Annotated in this window: 19 protein-coding genes; 9 read left to right on the plus strand and 10 right to left on the minus strand. The window is 56.2% G+C overall.

Features of this window, described 5'->3' with window-relative positions:
* The first annotated feature begins 30 nt into the window (after window positions 1-30).
* The 6 genes from HKD32_RS12455 to HKD32_RS12480 all read left to right on the plus strand — a co-directional run bounded on the left by HKD32_RS12455 (window position 31) and on the right by HKD32_RS12480 (window position 8,242).
* Window positions 31-1,011 (plus strand): N-acetylglucosamine kinase, encoded by a 981-nt coding sequence (locus HKD32_RS12455; protein WP_061930457.1) that lies wholly within the window; start codon window positions 31-33, stop codon window positions 1,009-1,011.
* Between the two features lie 11 nt (window positions 1,012-1,022).
* Window positions 1,023-1,976: an SIS domain-containing protein gene (locus HKD32_RS12460; RefSeq protein WP_061930460.1), complete on the plus strand. Its 954-nt coding sequence runs from the start codon at window positions 1,023-1,025 to the stop codon at window positions 1,974-1,976.
* 2 nt (window positions 1,977-1,978) lie between these two features.
* Window positions 1,979-3,265: a D-tagatose-bisphosphate aldolase, class II, non-catalytic subunit gene (locus HKD32_RS12465; protein WP_061930463.1), complete on the plus strand. Its 1,287-nt coding sequence runs from the start codon at window positions 1,979-1,981 to the stop codon at window positions 3,263-3,265.
* On the plus strand, window positions 3,262-4,542 hold the full coding sequence (gene gluP, locus HKD32_RS12470; protein ID WP_194258152.1) for a glucose/galactose MFS transporter: 1,281 nt from the start codon (window positions 3,262-3,264) through the stop codon (window positions 4,540-4,542). Before HKD32_RS12465 ends, gluP begins: the two co-directional genes overlap by 4 nt.
* Window positions 4,539-5,648, plus strand: coding sequence for an N-acetylglucosamine-6-phosphate deacetylase (nagA, locus tag HKD32_RS12475; protein WP_194258153.1), 1,110 nt, complete (start codon window positions 4,539-4,541; stop codon window positions 5,646-5,648). Before gluP ends, nagA begins: the two co-directional genes overlap by 4 nt.
* A gap of 173 nt (window positions 5,649-5,821) precedes the next feature.
* Window positions 5,822-8,242, plus strand: a complete 2,421-nt coding sequence (locus HKD32_RS12480) for a TonB-dependent receptor (protein WP_194258154.1) — start codon at window positions 5,822-5,824, stop codon at window positions 8,240-8,242.
* Between the two features lie 70 nt (window positions 8,243-8,312).
* Here HKD32_RS12480 and HKD32_RS12485 read toward each other — a convergent pair whose 3' ends face one another.
* A complete protein-coding gene (locus HKD32_RS12485; protein WP_194258155.1) occupies window positions 8,313-10,058 on the minus strand; it encodes a glycoside hydrolase family 13 protein in 1,746 nt (581 codons plus the stop codon).
* A 203-nt stretch (window positions 10,059-10,261) separates the two neighbouring features.
* Between HKD32_RS12485 and HKD32_RS12490 the strand changes: the two genes are divergently transcribed.
* On the plus strand, window positions 10,262-10,897 hold the full coding sequence (locus HKD32_RS12490; RefSeq protein ID WP_061930477.1) for a D-sedoheptulose 7-phosphate isomerase: 636 nt from the start codon (window positions 10,262-10,264) through the stop codon (window positions 10,895-10,897).
* Entirely contained in the window at window positions 10,894-11,928 is a 1,035-nt protein-coding gene (locus HKD32_RS12495) for a D-glycero-alpha-D-manno-heptose-1,7-bisphosphate 7-phosphatase (RefSeq protein ID WP_194258156.1), read from the plus strand. Before HKD32_RS12490 ends, HKD32_RS12495 begins: the two co-directional genes overlap by 4 nt.
* A 4-nt stretch (window positions 11,929-11,932) precedes the next feature.
* Here HKD32_RS12495 and HKD32_RS12500 read toward each other — a convergent pair whose 3' ends face one another.
* On the minus strand, window positions 11,933-12,838 hold the full coding sequence (locus HKD32_RS12500; RefSeq protein ID WP_061930482.1) for an NAD-dependent epimerase/dehydratase family protein: 906 nt from the start codon (window positions 12,836-12,838) through the stop codon (window positions 11,933-11,935).
* Window positions 12,839-13,042: 204 nt separating this feature from the next.
* Complete coding sequence (locus HKD32_RS12505) at window positions 13,043-13,210, minus strand: hypothetical protein (RefSeq protein ID WP_010503616.1); 168 nt, start codon at window positions 13,208-13,210, stop codon at window positions 13,043-13,045.
* A 284-nt stretch (window positions 13,211-13,494) separates the two neighbouring features.
* On the opposite strand from HKD32_RS12505, the gene flgH reads away from it, so the two are divergent.
* Window positions 13,495-14,241 carry a flagellar basal body L-ring protein FlgH gene (gene flgH / locus HKD32_RS12510; protein WP_023944565.1) on the plus strand — a complete coding sequence of 249 codons (747 nt, stop codon included), beginning with the start codon at window positions 13,495-13,497 and terminating at the stop codon, window positions 14,239-14,241.
* Between the two features lie 60 nt (window positions 14,242-14,301).
* On the opposite strand, the gene HKD32_RS12515 is transcribed toward flgH, so the two are convergent.
* The 7 genes from HKD32_RS12515 to HKD32_RS12545 all read right to left on the minus strand — a co-directional run bounded on the left by HKD32_RS12515 (window position 14,302) and on the right by HKD32_RS12545 (window position 22,578).
* On the minus strand, window positions 14,302-15,549 hold the full coding sequence (locus HKD32_RS12515; protein WP_061930484.1) for a hypothetical protein: 1,248 nt from the start codon (window positions 15,547-15,549) through the stop codon (window positions 14,302-14,304).
* Between the two features lie 3 nt (window positions 15,550-15,552).
* Window positions 15,553-15,987, minus strand: coding sequence for an ExbD/TolR family protein (locus HKD32_RS12520; protein ID WP_010503620.1), 435 nt, complete (start codon window positions 15,985-15,987; stop codon window positions 15,553-15,555).
* Window positions 15,988-16,056: 69 nt separating this feature from the next.
* Window positions 16,057-16,482: an ExbD/TolR family protein gene (locus tag HKD32_RS12525; protein WP_010503621.1), complete on the minus strand. Its 426-nt coding sequence runs from the start codon at window positions 16,480-16,482 to the stop codon at window positions 16,057-16,059.
* Window positions 16,483-16,486: 4 nt separating this feature from the next.
* Window positions 16,487-17,572: a MotA/TolQ/ExbB proton channel family protein gene (locus HKD32_RS12530; RefSeq protein WP_194258157.1), complete on the minus strand. Its 1,086-nt coding sequence runs from the start codon at window positions 17,570-17,572 to the stop codon at window positions 16,487-16,489.
* A 140-nt stretch (window positions 17,573-17,712) separates the two neighbouring features.
* A complete protein-coding gene (locus HKD32_RS12535; protein ID WP_023944560.1) occupies window positions 17,713-18,381 on the minus strand; it encodes an energy transducer TonB in 669 nt (222 codons plus the stop codon).
* A gap of 396 nt (window positions 18,382-18,777) precedes the next feature.
* Window positions 18,778-19,909 (minus strand): peptide chain release factor 2 gene (gene prfB, locus HKD32_RS12540; protein WP_099282324.1). Its coding sequence is split into 2 segments (ribosomal slippage): window positions 18,778-19,839 and window positions 19,841-19,909, totalling 1,131 coding nucleotides; the frame shifts between segments, so codons are not numbered across the junction.
* 38 nt (window positions 19,910-19,947) lie between these two features.
* On the minus strand, window positions 19,948-22,578 hold the full coding sequence (locus HKD32_RS12545; protein WP_194258158.1) for a penicillin-binding protein 1A: 2,631 nt from the start codon (window positions 22,576-22,578) through the stop codon (window positions 19,948-19,950).
* Window positions 22,579-22,667 lie beyond the last annotated feature (89 nt).

Raw genomic sequence — 22,667 nt, forward strand, 5'->3', positions numbered from 1 at the left:
TTGCGACCGGTCATATCGGAAAAGGATCAAATGGCCCCGGAAAGTTTTGCCGTGACTGAACCCTGTATCGCAGCGATTGACGGTGGCGGCAGCAAGACCCTTCTTGTGATGCTCAACTCTGACGGCACAATCGCCAATGTTGAGCAGACCGGTGGCACAAATCCGTTCGATCAGCCGCTCTGGCGGGAACGCTTGACGGGGCTGCTCAAGTTACTTCCCACCTCGACACAGGCCGTTGGTCTGGGACTTGCAGGTTACGGTGAAAGCGCAACACTCTGCTCACGACAAGAAGACGCTGTTTCGGAGAGTCTTGGCAAAATCCCCTATTCCCTGACGAACGATGTGGATATGGCCTGTTCCGCTGCTTTTGGTGGCGAACCGGGGGTGCTTGTTCTGTCTGGCACTGGTTCCATGGCCTGGGCCTCGGATGGGCGAGGTCAGCATTGCCGCGTTGGCGGATGGGGAAGCCTGTTTGGCGATGAAGGAAGCGCCTATCAGATCGGCCGCAATGCCCTGACGCTTCTGACCCATATTCTGGATGGCCGGAACACGCGGGATTTCGCATTTCTGGAACCATTCTGTATGGCCATGGGTCTGCCCTCGGATCCAAAGCTCTGCACCCCTGCCCTTCTTGAGTGGTACGGCAATCTGGAGCATCCGCGTTCCGCCGTTGCTGCCTTGGCACGCCATGTTTCGACATTGGCTGAAAACGGCTGCACACCCGCCGCGGCCCTTCTGAATACTGCCGCAACCGAACTGGCCGTACATATTCGGGCGGCACGAACCAAAATGCCGGACGTAGAACTGCCCTGGAGCTACGCGGGGGGCACGCTTCAAAGTCCGTTCCTGCGCAACGCCATCGCGGCGCAGTGCGGTACGCCTGTCTCTCCGCTTTTACCTCCTATCGGCGGCGGTCTCCTGACTGCGGCCCGTCAAGCTGGATGGACGCCTGATGCGTCCTGGATCACATCTCTTGCCCGTACGCTTGGCGCTGCGGGACTTGGCTCCTGAAAGGCTATCTCATGAACGCTACCGAACGCGGTATTCGCGAACAGTTTCCCCTCTGGAACAAGGTGGACATGCGGGATGTCCACCCGGACCCTGAAACCGTAACGGTCGTTGTTGGCTGTGGCACATCAGTCCATATTGCAGACTCTATTGCCGCCAGCCTGAACGCACACGGAGTGTTCTCCCGCGCTGTCGCTGGCAATGAATGGACCCGTCGCCCTCAGGATTATGTGCCTTCGCGCATTCGCCCGAACATTCTGGCGCTTTCCCGCAGTGGTGAATCCACCGAAACCGTTGCCGCTGCCATCGAAAGCCGCAAGAACGGACTGCACGTCACAGCGTTCACCTGTGCGGAAGACACGAGCCTGGAAAAAAACGCGGACGAGACCGTTCTGGCTAAAACGCACGCTGAAGAAGGAATCGTCATGACGGCATCAGCCAGTCTGATGCTGCTGATGGGCCTGCGTTATGCGGGTATTGCCGTTACACCGGAGACGACGAAGGCTGCCGAAGAGCTCCTTAACGAGGCCGACCCACAGCTCAAGGCGCTGATCGAAGGTCGGTCCCATTTCGTGTTCCTGGGCGCTGGTGCGCTTTATGGTGTTGCACGCGAAGGCTCCCTGAAGCTTCAGGAAATGAGCCTGAGCCAGACGGAAGCGCATCACCCGCTGGAATACCGTCACGGCCCGATCAGCCTGATTGATGACAGCTCACTCGTCGTTTTCCTGTACCATCCTGACACGCTGGAAGAAGAGAGCATTCTGGCCAAGGATCTGATGGCCAAGGGCGCACGCGTTCTCGGCCTCGGCGGCCCCGGCACAGTCTCGCTGTCCGTGAAGGAAGGCGCAGATGTCCGTCCGTTGGTGGTTCTGCCCGTGCTTCAGCTTTTCGGTGAATATGTCGCGCGCTCCAAGGGGCTTGATACCTTGGCACCGCGTCATCTCACCAAAGTTGTGACGATCGCCTGATCATGAGCATTTCCCCCTTCCTGAACCTCGTCAAACAGGCCCATGACCCAGCCGTTCCCGCGGCACAGCGCAAGGGTTTGGCCTCCGTCTGCTCCGCGCATCCGCTAGTGCTGGAAGCCGCATTGCAGCGCGCGGCCAGAACCGGTCGGCCTGTCCTGATCGAGGCGACCTGCAATCAGGTCAATCAGGATGGGGGTTATACTGGCATGACCCCGGCAGATTTCCGGGATCTTGTTCTTGGAATTGCCACTAAGGTCGGCTGCCCGGAACATCTGGTACTATTGGGTGGCGATCATCTTGGCCCCAATCCATGGAAAGCCCTGCCCCCGCAAGAGGCCATGGACAAGGCCCTGACCATGATCGAAGCCTTTGCGAAAGCGGGCTTCGTCAAGCTGCATCTCGATGCCAGCATGGGCTGCGCGGGCGAACCGGTTGCGCTTTCCGATGAAACCGTTGCCGAACGCGCCTGCGCCCTTGCACAGCGCGCCGAAAGCGCGGCTCCCGGTCAGGCCGTCTATATCATCGGAACAGAAGTGCCTGTTCCAGGCGGTGCGGCTGAGGCTTTGGACCATCTGGAGCCGACCTCTCCGGACGCTGCCACTGCAACACTTCAGATTCACGAAACACTGTTCCGCCGGGTTCTAGGCGATGACGTCTGGAGCCGTGTGATCGGGCTTGTCGTTCAGCCGGGCGTGGAATTCGGTGTGGAAGATGTCGTGATTTACGACCGGCCACGCGCGCAGTCTCTTTCGGCAACACTAAAGCGGATGCCCGGCCAGATCTTCGAAGCCCATTCTACCGATTATCAGCCCCTCCTCGCCCTGCGCGCGCTTGTGGAAGACGGCTTCCTTCTCCTGAAGGTTGGACCGGGTCTGACCTTTGCCCTGCGTGAAGCCCTATACGGGCTGGACAGCATCCGCTCTGTCCTTTTGCCGCAGCAGGAAAGCCTGCGGGCGGTCATGGAACGGATCATGACGCAGCAGCCTGCACAATGGCGTGGCCATTACGAAGGCACCGAGGGCAAGCTCGCCATTCTCCGTCACTATGCCTATAGCGACCGCATCCGCTATTACTGGCCTCAGCCTGATGCGGAAGCGGCTGTTGAAACGCTTCTGCACCAGCTTGAGGAAACAGGGCTGCCAGATCCCCTTCTGAGCCAGTTCCTGCCGGTGCAGTACGAAAAAATCCGCGACGAACTGCTTCCACGGCATCCGCGCGACATCATTCTTTCCGCAATCGACACAGTTCTTGGCCTGTACGATCAGGCCTGTGGAGCCGAAGTGACATGAACCGTTCCCCGGACAGCCTGACTGGCTCATACGGCCTTGGTCCACTTGGTGTTGCCGCCGCCATCTTCTTCATGATGGGTTTTGTGACCTGGCTGAACGGGCCGCTGATCTCATTTGTCCGGGTTGCGTTCTCCCTGGGAGACGTCAGCGCCTTTCTGGTGCCTCTGGTCTTCTACCTGTCGTATTTCCTGTTCTCCATTCCCGCATCATTTGTCGCCCGGTCACTGGGTTTGCGCCGTGGTCTATCCGGGGCTCTGGTTTTGTGTGCGGCGGGCGTGGCTCTGTTCGGGCAATTCGTCTCCATGCGCATTTATGGCGGCGCACTGGCCGGACTTCTGGTGCTGGGTTCAGGCCTTGCACTGATGCAGGTCGTCATCAACCCATTGGTCAGCCTGCTTGGCCCTTCGGAACGCGCTGCCCAGCGTATCGCCATCATGGGTGTTTGCAATAAATTCGCAGGCATTTTGGCGCCTATCGTACTGGCTACAGTCGTTATGGGCGATATCGGAAATGTCGCGGAAAAAGCACAGCTTGCAGCAACGCCAGAAGCGCGAGACGCCATTTTGAACAGCTTCGTTCATGCCATTTATGCACCGTATATGAGCATGGCTGTTGTTCTGCTGGTAGCTGCGGTGGGCGTGGTTTTCTTTCCGCTCCCAGAACTTCAAGCCCCGTCCCTTCCAAGCGTGAGCGGAAGCAGTGAGAAGATCTTCCGGCCGCATCTCGTCTTCGGCATTGCGGCCATGTTCATCTATGTCGGCATCGAAGTCATGGCCGGTGACGCCATCGGGACATACGGGCAGGGTTTTGGTCTTCCACTAAGCCAGACCAAGTTCTTCACCTCTCTGACCCTCGCCGGAATGCTGACGGGATATGTGGCCGGGTTCGTCGTTGTCCCACGCATCATTACGCAGGAACGCTTTCTTGAATTTTCATGTATTGGCGGCTGCATCCTGACCATTGCGGCCTTCCTGACGCATGGTTACCCCTCGGTGCTTTGCGTTGCTTTGCTCGGCGCCACAAACGCCATGATCATGCCGACGATCTTCCCGATTGCCATTCGGGGTGCTGGCCCATGGACACCATTAGCCTCGGCCCTACTCGTCATGGCGTATAGCGGTGGCGCGATCATTCCGCAGATCTATGTTCTGCTGAAGCCTTATGTCGGCTTTCAGGCGATGTTTGCACTCCTCGTCCTGCCATCCTATCTCGCAGTTCTTTTCTACGCTCGCCGTTACGGACAGACGGGCCTCCTGCCACTGGACCAGAAAAAATGACCTCTCATCTCGATGGTAACCTCGTTCTCCGTGATCGCATTGTCCCGGGACGTGTCACCTTCGACAGCCATATCCGTGATCTGGAACCTCTGAAAAACGCTGGGAAGCGCTATATTCTTCCCGGCTTCATTGATGGGCATGTTCATGGTGGTGGCGGCGCTGACACCATGGATGGTGTTGAGGCTATTGAGACTCTGGCCCGCTTTCATATGGCCCACGGCACAACCACCATTCTGCCGACAACCATCACCGCTCCCTGGAATGACGTCATGAACGCTCTGAGGGCTGTGGCAGAAGTCTGTCAACGCGGCATCGAGAATGGTCCGCGCATTCATGGTGCACATCTGGAAGGGCCATTCGTCAGCCCGCACAAACTTGGTGCACAGCCTCCATTTGCAATTCCCCCGTCTCCCGACAAAGTTCAGGACGCGATTGCAACGGGATGTGTTCGTGTCGTCACTCTCGCCCCTGAGCTTGAATATGCCGAAAGCGCAATGCGCAGTTTCGCTCAGGCTGATGTACGTGTCAGCCTTGGTCACACGACAACTGACTATGATGGGGCGGAGCGCGCTATCTGTCTGGTGTGCGGTGCTGGCGGCACGATTGGTGCGACGCATCTCTTCAACGCCATGTCTCCCATTGAAGGGCGCAAGCCTGGTCCCGTTACGGCGCTGATGTGCAGTGACACGGCTTATGCCGAGATGATTTTCGACACGCATCATGTTCATCCCGCCAGTTTCCGTCTGGCATCACGCGTGATGGGAGATCGCCTTCTGTTCGTAACAGACGCCATGCGTGGCACAGGTGAGCCTGAGGGACCAAGCAGTCTGGGTGGACAGGATGTGCTCATTCAGGATGGTGTTGTTCGTCTGCCCGGCGGCTCTTTGGCGGGCAGTGTGCTCACACTCGATCAGGCCTTGCGCAATGCCGTACAGGCCGGAAAGTCTCTGCCGGAAGCAGCAAAACTCGTCAGCACCAATGCGGCAGCCTATCTGGGACTGCATGATCGCGGCGCGATTTCTCCTGAGCTTTTGGCAGATTTCACGATTCTGGATGAAAATCTACACGTTACGGAAGTCTGGGTTAACGGAAAAAGGGCCCACTGAAGCCTTCACCGTCATCGTTCAATCAGCAATCTGACCGGATGATCAAAACAAAATCAAAAAAAGGAACGAATCTGATCGTTTTTGATTGACAACAATTTTACACAATTCATACGCTGCTGATGTTCCGCAACCGTTACGGGATCGCGGTCGCCCTCAGATTTCATGAGCAGCCGATGAACAAAACCAGCTTCCGCATCGCCCTCCTGTGTTCAACTGTCGTGATTGGGGCCGCCAGCGAATACGCAGAAGCCCGTACGTCCCATACGCAGCGGGCTCACACTGTTTCCAAAAGTTCAGCACCTCAGACGGGCACCAAAGCCAAACCTGCGCTCCGCCACAGTCCTTCCACCCTTGAAGCCCGTAGCGACGAAAGCGTACACGTCACTGGCGCAGCCTATGGAGACGGTGTCAGCAATACGACGCCCGGCGGTGGCCTGATGCCGGTGCAGACTGCGCCCCGTTCACAAAGCGGCATCACCCGCGACTTCATTGCGAAGATGAGCCCGACATCGAATGTTCAGGCCCTGATTGGGAATCTGCCTGGTGTTGTAACCTACAGTCAGGATCCTCTGGGCGTTTCCGGTGACTCCCTGAATATCCGCGGCATGAACGAAGAGCAGATCGGTTATCTTTTTGAAGGTATTCCGATTGCCGACCCCATCAGATATGCCCCTTATACGGGTACGATTGTTGATACCGAAAATCTGGGCTCCGTGACAGTTTCGCAGGGCTCTCCGGATGTTGATGCTCCGCTCTACAATGCGGTGGGCGGCCAGATCACGATGTCGGAAATCAACCCCAGCCATAAAGCTGGCGGTTATCTATCCCTCACTGGCGGAACGCACAGCACAAACAAGGAATTCCTGCGCCTTGAAACCGGCGAGATCGGTCATACCGGTATTCGCGGCTTCGTTTCCTATTCCCATATGTCCTGGAACAACTGGCGCGGTCCGGGTGGTGGTACCCGCCATCATACCGATGCAAAATTCATCAAGGAGTGGGGCGACGGGAACTCCGTTTCCGCCGTGTTTGGCTATAACGCGACCAAATATACGTCCTATATGAACCCCACGATGGCAGCTTGGAACAAATACGGCCGCAGCTATAACTATGACGGTCACTATACGCTGGGTGATGCCAATTATTATGGTCTGAACCAAACCATCAACAACGCCATGACCGTCATGGCACCATCCCATTTTACCCTGAGCAATCATCTTAAGCTCAATGTGGCGCCTTATTACGTCCATATGTTCGGACCTTCCGTCTGGGGTCAGAACATCAGCAGTACCAACAGCTATTTTGGGACGGGAGCAGCAGGTAACCTCAACCTTTCCAATCTCACGTCCGATGGAATGGCGACGACACAGGCTGTTGATCCCTGGAACCAGAAGTCTTCAGGTCTGAACACGTCTCTGGTCTGGTCCACGAAGTACAATACGCTGACATTCGGCTACTGGTACGCGTACACCCAGCATGAAGAACTGGCGAATTACATTCAGACCGACGCTCAAGGCAATTCTGTATCCGGGTTCAACAATGACCCTATCCGCGTGGCGGATGGCCGGATTCTGACGCCATGGGATCTGAACTTCAAGCAGCAGTCCAACACGCTGTATCTGGCAGATACCATTCATCTTCTACATGACAGGCTGCAAATTACCGGCGGTTTCAAAGCAACCATGCTCTCCCGTCAAGGAACAAACCTTGTTCCGGGGGCAGACCCTTACAAAAACGCCAAGAACTACTTCGAGCCGATGCCGGAGTTCTATGCATCTTACAAACTGACGGACCACGACCAGATCTATATCAACGGAACGACCGCCTTCCGTGCTCCGGGCTCGGTAGAAGTGTACTCCCAGCTTTTCGATCCATCCTCCAGTACAGCTGTTGAGCAGCCGGGCAACCTGAAGCCTGAATATTCAATTGGGGAAGAAATCGGCTATCGCCATCATGGCTTCTATAATGCTGCAATTTCGTTCTTCAATTACAACATCACCAATCATCAGGTTACGTCCTACGGCTATCTCCCAGGGACCAACAGTCTTGTTTCAGAGCCTCTGAACGTGGGGGGCGAAACAGCGCGTGGCGTACAGGCGGAACTGGCACTCGGTAACTGGCATCATTTTAGCCCGTATCTGTCCGGCCAGTATCTGCATGCCACGATCGACAACAATTACAATGCCGGATCGGATTATCTGCCGACTGCAGGAAAAAAAGCGCCGAGCTCTCCGAAATTCACAGGCTCAATCGGATTGCGTTACGATAACGGCACGTTCTTCGGGAATTTTGCGCTCCGTTATGTGGATACGCAATACACAACATTCATGAACGATCAGTCCCTTCACTCCTACGTCACATCCAACATGACGTTAGGGTATCGGATGCAGAAGCTTGGTCCAGCAAAACACCCAACCATCCAGCTCAATCTGGTGAATCTAGGTGACAACAATTATCTCTCCGGCGCATCCAGTGCGACCGGAAATGCCAAAGCGACCAAAGGCGTCTATGGCAGCACGATCAAAGGTGCCAGCCCGGTTTATGTTGTTGGTGGTGGCTTTGCAGCTCTGGTGTCCGTGTCCACGGGCTTCTGATTCTGCTCCTGCGCCTGCTCTCTGGTATTTTCTGTATCAGAGAGCAGTTTGTAGTGGGTCTGATATCTGTTCAGATTTCTGCTGGCGGTGCCAGCCGATAAATGCCGGCCTGCCAGGGCTTGAGATCTGGCAGGACGTTCCCGGCTGATGCGGACATATTATCCAACAGCACTTCTGCAATCTTCAGCCCGTGAGGCAGAATATAGTGCTCGGTTTCACCGCACATATTGATCAAAACCAGAAACTGCTCGCTCCCTAGCGTCCTCGTAAAAGCGATGACGGAAGGATGATCCGGATCAATATCTTCAAAATCTCCGTAAATCAGAGCTTTCTGGCTGGCGCGAAGCTGAATTAGCGCCCGGTAGTAGTTCAGAATGGAGGCAGGACTAGCACCCTGCTGCGCGACGTTGATATCGGTATAATTGGGGTTCACACGGAACCACGGTAAGCCTGTCGTGAACCCGGCATGATCCGAGGCATCCCACTGCATAGGGGTGCGGGCATTGTCACGACTAATTCTCCGCAGACTATGAAGAACCTCTTCAGCAGGCATTTTCCCGATGCCAACCGTGTTGTTCCAGATCCCTTTTGCGTTGATGTCCTGAAAATCCTCTATTCCATCGAAATGAATATTGGTCATGCCAATTTCTTCACCCTGATAGATATAGGGCGTCCCGCGACGCATAATCAGGAGAGTGGCCAGCGCCTTGGCGGACGGGCCATGACCTTCTGGAGACGGATCGCCAAACCATGACACGGAACGTGGGTTATCATGATTTTCCAGAAAAGACGTTAACCAGCCATCCGGCCCTGAAGAGGTATCTTCTCCTCGCAAAACCGCTTTCAGATCTTTGATCGTCCAATCCTGTACCCGCCAGTCATGTCGGCCAAGGCGAACAATTTCGAAATGGAACACCATCGTCAGTTCGTTGCGGGCTTCCGAAACGAACGCAGGTGTGTTCTCAAAAGACACGCCAAATGCTTCCCCAACCGTCAGCAGATCACGACCGGCAAGAACTTCACGGTGCATGTCCTGAAGGTAATCATGGATTTTGGGACCTGTAACATACACATGCTCCAGGCTTTCCATTTCGGCTAATGTCAGATCCCGCAGTCCTGGGAGTTTTGAGATGAAACAGATGGAATCCATCCGGAACCCAGACACTCCCTTGTCGAGCCAGAAGCGCATGATGTCATACACTTCCTGACGGACCTTGGGATTTTCCCAGTTCAGATCAGGCTGTTCCTTGGCAAAATAGTGCAGATAATACTGCCCGCTCGCCTCGTCTTTTTCCCAGGCAGAGCCTCCGAATATCGATAGGTAGTTATTGGGCGGCCCATCATCACGCCCATCGCGCCAGATATAGAAGTCACGGTAAGGATTATCCGGCCCCGATCGGCTTTGGCGAAACCATTCATGCTGATCGCTGGTATGATTGATGACCAGATCCACAATTAGTTTCATTCCCCGCTCATGCAGGCCTGCAACAAGCCGGTCGAAATCTTCCATAGTGCCCTGGAGAGGATCAATCGCTCTGTAATTACGGATATCATAGCCGTTATCGACATTGGGCGTATCATAATGCGGGGCCAGCCAGATGACCTGCACCCCAAGGGATTTCAGGTAATCCAGCCTGTCTATCAAACCGGGGAGATCGCCTATGCCATCACCGTTACTGTCCCTGAAAGACCTTGTGTACACCTGATAGACGACAGCTTCTTTCCACCATTTTTCCTTCTGCGACGTATTGGTTTCACTCGCTCTCAAAGCCGTCACGGAACTGTTGGAAAAATTTTCGGCAAGATGTTGCGACATCGGGATCGTCTCCTGGCGGATAGACCCGTTCAACGCCCTGCCTCAGGCAACTGTTCCGATCTTGAGCGCGAAAGAAACAGGTAGTTTCATAAAAGGCCTTGCTTGACAGATGCTCTTCAAAACCCTCTGTCTCTCATCATGAGGTGACCTGAAAAAGGTCTCCACACATTTTTTTGACCTGACCTGCGGAGTTTCCATTCCTGATGTCCAAGTTCCCGACATCCGACCTGCTGAACAGTCTCCCAGCCTCCGAGCGGGACTATCTTCAGGATTACCTCCGCCAGTCTGCTGAAACCATGGTCGCCTTTTCCAAGCATGAAGCCTGCGCGGACATGATGGCGGGCATTGCTTTAACCATCACCTCCGCACTGGAAAAAGATGGAAAACTTCTGGTAGCCGGTAACGGTGGCAGCGCAGCAGATGCCCAGCATATTGCTGGCGAATTCACGGCCCGTCTGATGTATGACCGTCGCCCGCTTGCTGCCATTGCTTTGACGACGGATACGTCCGGTCTGACGGCCATTGGAAACGATTACGGTTTTGATCATGTCTTTTCCCGGCAGGTTCTGGCGCTAGGGCGGAAAGGCGACGTCTTTCTGGGCATTACGACCTCGGGCCGCTCCCCGAATATCGTACAGGCTCTCAAAGCCGCGCGTTCACAGAACATCACAACCGTCGTTTTCACCGGCGAAAACTGTGTCGAGCTTCCGGATGCCGATTTCGTCCTGCGTGTTCCGTCTGGCTGGACACCTCTGATTCAGCAGATGCATATCGCAGCAGCCCATATTGTCTGCGCTCTTGTAGAACGCGCTCTATGCCCTCAAACGCCTAACGTATGATTTCGAGAGTTACGCAATGCGTCCTGCTTCTTCCAAACATTGGAGAAGCCCTGCGCTCTTATGCGGGACAGTCGTTTCTCTTTCGCGTTCTCCGGGATTATCAGCGCTTCGGCATAACTGATGTTACACTACTCACAACGGCGGGAACATCAGACTTTCTCCCATGCCTCCATGAGAAACTTCCTCTACAGGGGACTCTGACAACATACACTCTTCCAACCTTCACGGTTGAAGCCTTGCAGCAGGTTGCCGCTCTGCTGCCGGAGACGTTTTTTCTGGCACGAGGAGACCGTCTTTGCGATGGCGCTGTCTTCCCGCTGCTCCCATTGATGACCGCACATCTGGAGACGCCACGAAGTATCGTGGACCCGAATGGGACACCAGCGTTGACGCTTCTGAGCAAACAGGCACTGAGAGCTGTACCAGACTCGGAATCCCTTACAGATCTGCTACACGCATACAGCGAGACGATTTCCGTAGCCTCCCAAGTTCTATCACCGGACGCCCTTCCCTTCTCTGCCTATCCATTGCACCGCCCTGCGGTATTTCTGGATCGGGATGGAGTGCTGAACTACGATCACGGTTATATCGGCGCGCGGGAACGCTTTGAATGGATTACCGGCACGTTTTCCGCTCTCCGCCGAATTGCCCGCAGTGGGCACCATATTTTCATCGTTACCAACCAGTCTGGCGTGGCACGGGGATATTATCGCGAAGATGACGTCAAAAGCCTGATGAGTTGGGCTATTGCCTCTATCCGATCAGAAGGGGCCACCATTGATGACTGGCGATACTGCCCTTTCCATCCCACCGCACCGGTTGAACACTATCGACAGGACAGTGAGTGGAGAAAACCTGCCCCAGGAATGATTCAGGATTTGCTGATGAAATGGGATGTCCATCCTGCCGACTGTTTCCTGATCGGCGATCAGGAAACCGATCTTCAGGCCGCTGCAGCCGCAGGCATGCCGGCCTATCAAGTCACGTCGGAAAAAACTCTTCTCGACTGGACGATGGAATTGTTGCCCTGAGACTTCAGGATCGAATGCGCCACCGCCAGTCGTTCAGAACTTCCTCAAGCGTATTTTTCCACGAAATCTGAGGCGTCCATCCTAAAAGCTGTTCCGCCTCCTGCGGATTACCCTGCATGTTTTCCAGACCTGAAGGCGCAGGATGCGTCGGGTCAATCCGAATCTCTGCCTTTATATCCGCCAGCTCCATCAGATCACTCAGGATAGAATTGGCAGTCCTTGTCTGACCACTACAGATATTCAGCACCGTGCCATCAAGCGGCGGCTCCGGGAGCGCCAGAGCGTCAATATAAGCATCGCAGGCATCGCGGACATTCAGGATATCATAACCAGCATTCGGGTGGCCGAGGAGGATGTCAGACTGTTGATGCGCTTCAATACGCGCGACCTGAGCCGCCAGAAATGGGAGAATGGCATTCGCATCCTGTCCACTTCCTGCCTGGGTGAAGGGACGCATCCGAACAACATGCAGACCTTCCTTTGCAAGCATTCCCACGGCCATATCAGCCGCTGCCTTGCTTGCGGCATAGGTGTTCAGCGGTGCGACTGTCGCTGTCTCATCCAGGGGTTTATCCTCTGCAAAAGACGCTCCGTAAATTTCGGCGGACGACACAAAAACAAAGCGGATATGCCGTGCATGCTGCTGAAATGTTTCAGCAAGATTCATGGTGCCATCAAGATTCACCTGCCAGGCATGACGTGTATCCTGACTGGCTTCCAGAACGGATGACACTGCCGCCAAGTGGATGCAGGCATCCGGCCGGGTATCCTGAACAACGCGCTCTACAGCCTCACGGTCCAGAATATCCATTTGCCCCTCGATCAGCACATGATCTGGAAGGCGCTCTTTCAGACGTATTTTCAGGTGCGTCCCGACGAACCCATGACCACCGGTGAGAAGAATACGCATAACCGCTTTCATCCTTGCCCAGGAGAAAAACGGATCGCTCTACAGGTTATCAAAATGGGTTTTTTCAGAACGGACGGCATGGATCATTCTCCTTTGCAGGCGACCAGACGACAGCAAAAAGGGGCACGGCCGTTCCGCCATACCCCTTCTTTCGACCACATTCCGCAAATGGGCAAGAGACAAGCTCCAGCCCATTAGAAGAGCTTAGTTTCCAAGCGTCCGGTCAACTGAACGCCCTGCCTTCTCGATCGGCCCCTTTGGCGGGTCTACAGTGTCACGTACTTTTTCACCAAACGTCCGGTGATGTTCACAAGCCGTCAGCGTGACACAGGACACAGACAAAGCAAGAAGAAGCAGAATTGATTTACGCACTTAGGTCATCCTCCGCAGAGCGAATTGAAGCCTTAGAAACGGTCTGTCATGCTCCCGGTTCCCAATTGGAGTTTTTGCACCCCAAACAGCCTGCCTTCAGTTGCTCAGAAACGATTTTTTTTCGGGGAATATCGTTTTCGATACGGATATTGAATGTGGATATTTACATCTTCACAAATACCCAAAAACGCGACTTAGAGGCTGAAATCCTCTCGAGTTAACCTGTTTTTTACAAAGCTTATGGTTGGATACTTCTGTTCGGAACAGGCGGAATTATCCCACACATGTTGCTTCCATCTCGTAGTGTTATGCGCTGTCTGGGCCTAGTGAGCCTGCTCCCGGCACTGTCTGCCTGCAATTCTCTGGCTCAATTGTCGGAAGTAGGCCGACCACCCAGAATGACGTCCATCAGCGATCCCACATTGGCAGCCAGTTATCGCCCTGTGACGATGCCCATGCCTCCGTTGAGAGCCCCCCCACCGGAAGCTTCAAGTCTGTGGCGTAGTGGAAGCCGCGCCTTCTTCAAAGATCAACGGGCTTCCCAGGTTGGAGACCTGGTCACCATCATTGTGGACATTACTGATAATGCTGCCTTCAATAATGGCACGACAGCAAATAGAGCGGCTGATGAGAAATTTGGAATCCCGAATCTATTTGGGATCAAGGGAAAAATTATCAGCGCTGTAACGGGTGCCGACAGTCTCAATACAGCCAGCAGTAGCGACAGCAGTGCGACAGGCAAGATCATCCGCAACGAGACGGTCACATTGCGTCTGGCAGGAACCATTACGCAGGTTCTGCCAAACGGAAACTTCGTGGTAATGGGCAAACAGGAAGTCCGGGTAAACAGCGAACTGCGGGAACTCGGCGTGAGCGGCATTGTCAGACCACAGGATATTACGGCCGACAATACCGTAACCCATGACCGCATGGCAGAAGCACGGATTTCCTACGGCGGCCGGGGCACCATCACCCAGATCCAGACTCCGCGTTACGGACAGCAGGTCATGGATTCAATCTTGCCATTCTGAACAAAAAAAAGCGCCGGGATTCCTCCCGACGCTTTCCATGACCCAAGATCACAACTGCCGTCAGTGAGCAGCAGGACGAGACAACAGAAGGGCCCAAAGCTCTGCAACGTCCTTTGCAGGACCATTACTCGAGACACTTTCAAACGTCTTAATGGCTTCGGCTTTCTGCCCAGCATCCATCTGCGCCATACCGTATTCGACTTGTGCAAGATCCGGATAGCGCGGGTTCTTGCCAAGACCAGTCTTCATCAGAGCAAGGCCCTGATCCGCCTGACCATTCAGCACAAGATTGTACCCCGTCGTCAGGGCTGGACCTGCAGTTGGAGCTGTAGACGCCGCAGCGGCAGCCTGCGCCAACTGAGCGCGATCAGCTGCAGCACGCTGAGCAACGAAAGCGTGGAATTTGGCATCAGCTGCAGCTGATGGGCCATTCCCCAGAGACTTGTTGGCGTAACCCTGATTGAGCAGGTTGAGTGCCAGTTGGGAAAGACCCATCTGTACAGCGCGCTCGCCCATATCCTGATAATCGGACGGATCTTTCAGGACGCCAGTCGCTAGACGTAGGCGCTCAACATAGAACACGAGCGGGGGTGCCAGATTTGGGTTCGCCACCAGATCATGGATCAGAACAGCCCAATAATCAGGCTTGGAATAGTATTTGGCCAGAAGAACATAGGCATGCGTCTTTGCGTCCGCATCCTTCAGATTCGTGTAGGCCGTAGCAAGCATCTGAAGCTGGTTCTCAGCGGGCGTCTTGCCAGCTTTGATCGTGGCATCCACCTGCTCCTGAGCCGCCTTGGCCGTACCCTTCCAGTCGCCCTGCAAGTAATAGCACTGGATCAGCATGGTTTGCATGCGGGGATCCGGACCATGTTCTTTCAGGTAACGCTCTGTCGGGGGGATGGCAGCGGCGTATTTCTTGGCGCTGTAGGCCATCGTCGCCTGAGCCATCAGCATCTGGCCCTTGGCCGCCTTCGGCGTGCGGGCGCTGTTGATGAGAACATCATATGCTTTCGTCGCAGCGTCCACATTACCGGACTGAGCTGCAACTGCCGCACGCATCTGGGCAATCGTGTAAGACTCGTAATCCGTCTTGCCCTTGACCGCATCTGCAGCATCTACCGCAGCCATGGCCTTATCGTAGCTCTTCGAGGCAAGAGCACTCTGCGCCTGCTGAAGATCCTTGCCGACAGCTTGACCCAGCACATCGTCTGCATGGGCAACAGGCCCAGCAATGAGAGCGGTACCAATAGCGCCAGCCAGCAGAAGGGAGCGGGCGCCCAGACGGCGGTTAAGGGACAAAAACACGAATTACTGTCCTTCCATGAACTGATCCAGACCAACGATACCCAGTTTGGTCACGCCAAGACGCTGTGCATCAGCCATGACGTGGGCAACTGTTTTGTAGTCTGCAAGACGGTCAGGGTGAATATGGACTTCAGGCTGGTCACCTTCTGCAGCTGCGGCTTCAAAATGGGCCTGCAGTGCTGCTTCGGACGTAACCGGTTCACTGTTCCAAGAAATGCTGTTGTCGTAGCCAATGCTGACTGTAACCAGCTTGGGCTGCTCGGTGGATGGCGGAGGATTGCCCTGGGGCAGATCAATGGCCACCGAGTGAGTCTGCAGCGGGATGGTGATGATCAGCATGATCAGCAGCACCAGCATCACGTCGATCAGCGGCGTGGTGTTGATATCGACGATACCTTCGTCTTCGTGCGTGCTGTCCGATCCGACGCTCATGCCCATGACGGCGGTTCTCCAAAAGGGTGACGTAAAAGAGGGTGCCGGCCCGTTTTCAGACGGACCGGCAAAACCTCAGTTCGAGTGAGGCTGCTCGGTGATAAAGTCCACATGGGCGATACCGGCTTCCTGAGCGGTAGCGACCACCTGGCCTACTGCCAGATACTTGGCAGCGCCGTCACCGCGGATCTGAACCTGCGGCTGCGGCTTCTGCTTGGCCACCTCAACGAGGCGGTTCAGCAGATCATCGTGTGTCTTGACCGGGGTGGTGTTCCAGTAAACCTGACCTGTTGAGGTCACAGCCAGAACAACGTTCCCCGGCTTGGTCTGTGTCGGTTGATTCGCATCAACCGGCAGCTTGACCTTCACTGAGTGTGTGGCAACCGGGATGGTGATCAAGAAGATGATCAGCAGCACCAGCATGACGTCGACGAGGGGAGTGGTGTTGATTGCCGACACCACTTCGTCGTCACCGCCGCCTCCTCCGACGTTCATTCCCATAGTATCAGACCCGCTGGCTGGTGGTGATGGTGGTCGGCGTGTGATCTTCCGGAGCAACACCGTGACGGAAGCCACCGATCAGAACGGACTGGACGTCAGCAGCGAAGTTGCGAACGCGGTCCATGGCGCCCTTGTTGCGGCGAACCAGAAGGTTGTAGCCGAGAACAGCAGGAACAGCCGTTGCAAGACCGATAGCCGTCATGATGAGGGACTCACCAACCGGGCCAGCAACCTTGTCGATGGAAGCCTGACCGGCAATGCCGATAGCTGTCAGGGCGTGGTAAATACCCCAAACCGTACCGAACAGACCAACGAACGGAGACGTGGAACCAACCGTACCGAGGAAGGCGAGGCCGCCCTGCAGACGGGTGTTGATCGTATCAACCGCACGACCGATGGACATTTCGGTCCAGGAATGCAGATCGATGGCATCACGCATGGAGCCTTCGTGATGTTCAGCAGCAACAATGCCGGTCTCGGCAATGTAGCGGAACGGAGAAGATGCCTTCAGGGAAGCTGCACCCTGCTGGACGGAAGGCTTGGTCCAGAATTCACGGGATGCTTCCTTGGAAGCCGCAAACAGACGGCCCTGTTCCAGGAACTTCATGACCATGATGATCCAGGTACCAGCGGACATGATCACCATGATGATCAGAACGCCACGAGCGATCACGTCACCATTGGCCCACAGGGCGCCGAGGCCATAAGGGTTGCCCTGAGGAGCCGGAGCTTCCGGAGCAGCGGAGGCGCTTTCACCCGGGGTCGCAGCAGCAGCAGGCGCCTGGTCAGCAGGAGCCGTTGCCGGAGCCGACGAATCAGCAGCCGGAGCGTCGCCTGGCGTTGCAGCAGGGGCGCCAGCATCGGTCGGTGCGGAAGCAGCCGGAGCAGCAGACGGGTCTGAAGGAGCAGCCGGCGGCGTGGCGGACGGGTCAGCCGGTGCGCTCTGATCAGCAGGAGCTGGCTGGGCGTAAGCAATAGCCGGAGCGATCGCACCCGAGGCCAGGGCCAGCGTCAGGGCCATGGCGCTGGCCCGGACGGCGCGCGCCTTCGTCGGAACGGCAAGAGCAGGAAGGCGGAACAGTCTGGTCATGAACTCCATATCCTCGTTAGAGATGCCCGTTTTCGGAGCTGTCTGGGGTGCCGGCCATATGGGGACCGGCCCTTTCCTGAGCCCCTCCGGATCCTGGGAAACCGGAAGGACAATCTTATTTTAGACTACTGGCTGACGGATCAGTCGTCGCCCATCGTAAAGTCGACGTGCAGAATGTGGTGATGCTCGGTGACCGGAGCGCCGTTGACGACGGCAGGCTGGTACCGGGCCCGACGAAGGAAGTCGAGCGCACTTTCCACAAACTCGTGACCACCCGTTGAGCTGACGATCGAGCAGTTCGCCGTGTGACCGTTCGGAAGAATATCGCAGGAAGCCGTGACTTTACCTTCGCGGTTCTCTTCCTGTGCTTCTTCCGGATATTCCGGCTTTGCACCGTTGATCGGCGACGCACCAGCCGTGTGATCTGGAACTGCCGGAGCTGGCGGGCCCTGCGGAGGAGCCGGGACGGGCTCAGGTGCAGGCGTCGGGCTCGGCGGAACCGGATGCGGCGGCTTGGCATGCGTGACCCGCTGGATCGCCTTTGGCGGCGGCGGAACGCTGATCTTCGGTGGCGGAATATACGGCGGCGGTGGCTGCTCCATCTGCGGCGGTGGCGGCGGCGGAGGTGGCGGAGGCGGCTTGGGCTGCTCCTTGATCACTTCCGTCTTGATGGGCGGCTTTTCGTGGACGAGTTTGCCCACAGCACCGCTCATGAGCGCATAGATTACCGCGCCCATAGCCAGCACGGCCACGACGATCGCGACAATGTAGTCCGTCGGCTTGCGCTGCTGTGCGGCGTAGCTCTTCATGTCGTAACCTTCTTACCCCTCACTGACACCGACAATCGATCCACACCTTGAGAGTGTGGAATCTCGATCTTGTGTTGCATCGAGTTCCCTCACCTCACGGACGTGTGATTCGTCGCATGTCGTGAGAACATACCCGATATGCTGATTGGGCAGCCTTAGGGCCATGGTGTCAAGCTGATTATTGCCTTTCCCGAAACGAAAAACTCTCATCTTTCGATCGTTTGGCACTAATAAATGCGCGTGAAGGTGCGAAAAAGTACACTTTTCCGCTTCTTTTCTGCCCTGAAAAAATCAAAATCCTCAAGGCATGTAACAGAATTATAACAAAAAGGCTGGAGCAGCGTATTCGTTACGCCACACCAGCCTTTTGGTTTCATTTTAATGCGCGACGGACCGTCACTGGGCTGATGCGCTTGCTTCCGATCGTGTTGCACCCACTCTCTGGGCCAGAGAAGCAGACATGAAGTCATCCAGCGCGCCATCCAGCACAGCGTCCGGGTTACCCTTCTCCACGTTCGTACGCAGATCCTTGACCAACTGATACGGCGCCAGGACGTAGGAGCGGATCTGGTGGCCCCAGCCGATATCCGTCTTGGCCGCTTCTGTCTGGGCAGCCGCGGCTTCACGCTTTTGCAGTTCGGCCTCGTACATCCGGGCTCTCAGCATTTCCATTGCCTTGGCACGGTTACGATGCTGGGAGCGGTCCGTCTGACAGGCCACCACAATCCCGGTGGGAATATGAGTAATACGGATAGCCGAGTCGGTCTTGTTCACGTGCTGACCGCCCGCGCCAGAGGCACGGAAGGTATCGACACGAAGGTCCGAATCGTTGATCTCCACTTCAATGGAATCATCGACCACCGGATAGACCCAGACAGAGGCGAAGGACGTCTGACGACGGGCAGCAGCATCAAACGGCGAGATCCGCACGAGGCGATGCACACCAGCTTCCGTCTTCATCCAACCATAGGCGTTATGGCCACTGATCTGGATGGTCGCAGACTTGATTCCTGCCTGTTCGCCTTCACTGCTTTCAATGAAGGTGACCTTGTAGCCGTGCTGTTCCGCCCAGCGCGTGTACATGCGCAGGATCATTTCCGCCCAGTCCTGGGCTTCCGTTCCACCTGCGCCGGCGTTCACTTCAACGTAGCAGTCATTGGAATCTGCCTCGCCAGAGAGAAGGCTTTCGATTTCGCGCTTCTGAACCTCTGCGGCCAGTCCGCGCAGGGTTGTGATGGCTTCCTGCACCAGATCCGTGTCGTTCTCCATTTCAGCGAGTTCGACAAGTTCCAGAGTGCCTTCGACATCCTGTTCAATCTGCTGGACACCCTCGATCTGATTGGCAAGCGTTGTCCGCTCACGCATCAACTTCTGGGCAGCATCCGCATCATTCCAAAGGTCTGGGTCTTCCGCGCGGTGGTTCAGTTCCGCAAGGCGTGTTGTAGCGACATCCCAGTTAAAGATGCCTCCTCAGCAGTGCCACCGACTGCTTGATCTGTTCGGAGAGCGCTTCGGTCTCGGCCGACATAATAATTCCTCCATTCCATCGAGGTGATGTGGCTGCACTCAGTACAGACCACCTACACCAATGTCACCATCAGAGGGAGCAGGTTTCTGAGCCTGCGCCTTGGGATTGGACGTCGGACCAGCACTCTGCGGACCAGCATCCCCCATATCGCTCTCGGAATCGGAAATAACGGTATCGGCTCCCGTATCCGCTGCTGTCAGCGCTTCCGTACCGGCGCCGAAGCCATGCAGAGCCACAGAGGCACCCGGAACCTGATCCGCCTTAAATCCGTCCGTTGCCGTAATGCGACCTGTATTATAGGACGCCAGCGTAATATCCGCCGGGACCCGGAAATCGAGCCTTGGACGATTAGCCAGCGCGACTTTCATGATCTTGTTCCAGATCGGGCCAGCGATACGACCGCCATCTGCATTTTTGCCAAGCGTCTGCGGCGTATCGAACCCAACCCAGACGACTGTCACGATATCCGGCGAGAAGCCTGCGAACCATGCGTCGTGGAAGTCCTGACTGGTGCCTGTCTTGCCTGCGATGGGTCGATCAATTCCGACGCCCGCCATACGCCCCGTACCGCGGGCAATTACGTCCTGAAGCATGGCCGTGATCTGATAGGTGCTGGCTTCGCTTGCGAGAACAGGACGCGTATCGGTGAGCGACGGAACAGACACGCTGCCGGGAACAGGCTGCGCAGGCTGGACCGGGGTTGGCGGGACTGTCGCAGGCTGGCCATCCGGCGCTGTTGGCGTGATCGTGGGAGATGCAGGATCCACCGGCGGCGCAGGCGGGGCCTGCAATGTTGTGCCCAGTGTCAGACCGGGTGCGCGCCAGACGATATTGCCGAGACGGTCCTGAATATCGTCCACCAGCGTAGGGGTAACGACATGGCCGCCATTGGCGATGCTGGCATAGGCTGCCGCTTCCTTGAGCACCGTCGTTTCGACCGCGCCCAGAGCAGCGGGGAGCACATGCGGCATCTGATCCACGAGACCCGCCTTGATGGCCGTATCCGCCACAGCCTTCATACCCAGATGGGCAGCAACACGGATGGTCACGAGATTCCGGCTCTCACGTAGCGCGTCATGAAGGGTTGTTGGGCCCCAGTTGTCGTGTTCGTAGTTCTTTGGGTGCCAGTCTCCATAAGACACCGGCGAATCATCGAACTTCTCGGAAGGGGAAATCCCCTGCTCCATGGCCGTCAGATAGACGAAGGGCTTGAAAGACGAACCCGGCTGACGCAGCGCCTGTGTCGCACGGTTGAACTGGCTTTCGTGGAAGGACCAGCCACCGACAAGGGCCAGCACGCGCCCGGTGCGGACGTCCATCGTCACGACAGCGCCTTCAACCTGCGGAATCTGACGTAGGGCAGCGGAACCGCTTTCCTGCGGTTCGATCATGATGACATCGCCAGCGCGCAGCGGGTGCATCCGTCTGGCCCAGGAGAGATCCGTCGTCAAAAGTGGACCGGTCTTTGAGACACCCTCTTCGATCCAGCCGACTTTGGAAGCACCAGGCAGCACGACGCCCAGCCGCCATTCACGCAGCATTCCGGCGGGGGCCGAGACCCTGTTCAGGCTGTCTTCCCACCCTTCAGCGTCAATTCCGTCCAGATGACGAACCGGGCCGCGCCAGCCACTGCGGCTGCGGTCATAGTTCATCAGCCCTTCATGTAGCAGCTTCGTGGCTGAAGCCTGAAGGGGCTGATCCAGACTTGTATGGATCTCAAGGCCCCCCTGAAGGGCCTTGTCTTCGCCATACTGGCTAATCAACTGACGACGAACTTCCGCGCCGAACCATTCGGAATCCGGAAGAGGACCAAAACGCTGCTTCTGCTGCGGAACCAGAGGCTCTTTCTTGTCCTGCTCTGCCTGCTCGCGGCTGATGACGCCGTTATCGGCCATCAGATCCAGCACGATGTTCCGGCGCATCAGAGCCGTTTGCGGGTGCAGGAACGGGTTGTAATTCGTCGGGGATTTGGGAAGAGCAGCCAGAGAGGCAGCTTCCGCATCATCCAGCTGATCGAGCGGCTTATTGAAATAGGTCTGGGCGGCGGCGGCGACACCGAAGGCACCGTTCCCCAGATAAATGCCGTTCAGATAGATTTCGAGAATCTTGTCCTTGGACAGGACCTGCTCCATCTTCATCGCCAGCAGGGCTTCCTTGATCTTGCGATCAATGGTCAGGACGTTGCTGTTAAGCAGCATGACCTTGGCGACCTGCTGCGTAATGGTGGACGCACCAAGCGGGCGACGTCCGTGACGGGCGAACACGTCCGTCATGCCGGCACGGGCAATCGCCATCACGTCCACACCGCCATGGGTGTAAAAGTTATGGTCTTCCGTGGACAAGAAGGCGCGCTTGACTTTGTCCGGAATAGCGTCAATTGGGACGAAAATCCGCCGCTCATTGGCAAGCTGGGCCATCAGCCGTTCGTCAGACGCGTAGATCCGGCTGACTGTTGGCGGCTGGTAAGCCCGCAGGCTATCCACGCTTGGCAGATCAGCCACAAGTTTGGCGTATGTGGTCCAGCCGAGCACACCCACGCCCGCAATGCCAACCAGCCCAACGCCGGCAACAATCGCAAGAGACTGGCGGAAACGACGGAAACGTGGCCCACGGGGCATACTGGCCCTGGGGTCTTGCGGATTACGGGAGCGAATGGAACGGCGCGTCATGAAATCTGCATAGCACTGAAACGAGCCGTTCGTCGCCCCCGCTGAAAAGGGTCATTTTGTGACGGTTTTCAGCGGTTCATGATCATTAT

It is taken from the genome of Gluconobacter japonicus (assembly GCF_015244665.1).
Lineage (GTDB): Bacteria > Pseudomonadota > Alphaproteobacteria > Acetobacterales > Acetobacteraceae > Gluconobacter > Gluconobacter japonicus.